The organism is Bradyrhizobium frederickii (assembly GCF_004570865.1).
Lineage (GTDB): Bacteria > Pseudomonadota > Alphaproteobacteria > Rhizobiales > Xanthobacteraceae > Bradyrhizobium > Bradyrhizobium frederickii.
On the sequence record NZ_SPQS01000144.1, the window covers coordinates 1 to 615 of the forward strand.

The following is a 615-nucleotide window of genomic DNA, read 5'->3' on the forward strand; positions in this document are numbered from 1 at the left end:
TGGTCTGAGCCCCGCAAACTCCTCCAAGAATGGGTAGAGTCCGTCACCTCTGAGGAGATGGACCATGAAGCCAAGTCGGTTCACGGAAGAACAGATCATCGGGATTTTGCGGGAGCAGGAGGCGGGTGCGGCGACGGCGGATGTCTGCCGCAAACACGGGATCTCCAGCGCAACGTTCTACAAATGGAAGGCCCGGTACGGTGGTCTGGAGGTGTCCGACGCCAAGCGGCTCAAGGCGTTGGAGGACGAGAACACCAAGCTGAAGAAGCTCTTGGCCGAAGCAATGCTCGACAACGCCATGCTCAAGGACGTCGCTGCAAAAAATGTATGACCCGCCCCGCCCGTGCAAGGTCGTTTAATGAGGACGATGCAGTCTGCACAAATGTATCCGGCCTCTTGCAAGTGGGCCGCTGTTGCGGCCAGGCCATGATGAGATCCGCGCGTGCCGTTCCCAGATAAATGGTTCGGGCTCGAAGCCCGCTTTTTTGCACAGGGTTTACGGCGCGCCGATCGACTGTTTCGTCATCACCTTCACGAACCTCGCAGTCTGGAACAAACGGGATCAGCTAAAGGCCGGATCCCGCCGTTCATAGCTTGCGCCGGGCTTGGTCATCA

The 615-nt window shown here is 58.4% G+C and carries 1 pseudogene; it reads left to right on the top strand.

The features are described 5' to 3' along the window. Positions 1–64: 64 nt before the first annotated feature. Positions 65–328, top strand: a pseudogene (locus tag E4K64_RS40105) (transposase); the annotation flags it as partial. Positions 329–615: the final 287 nt, after the last annotated feature.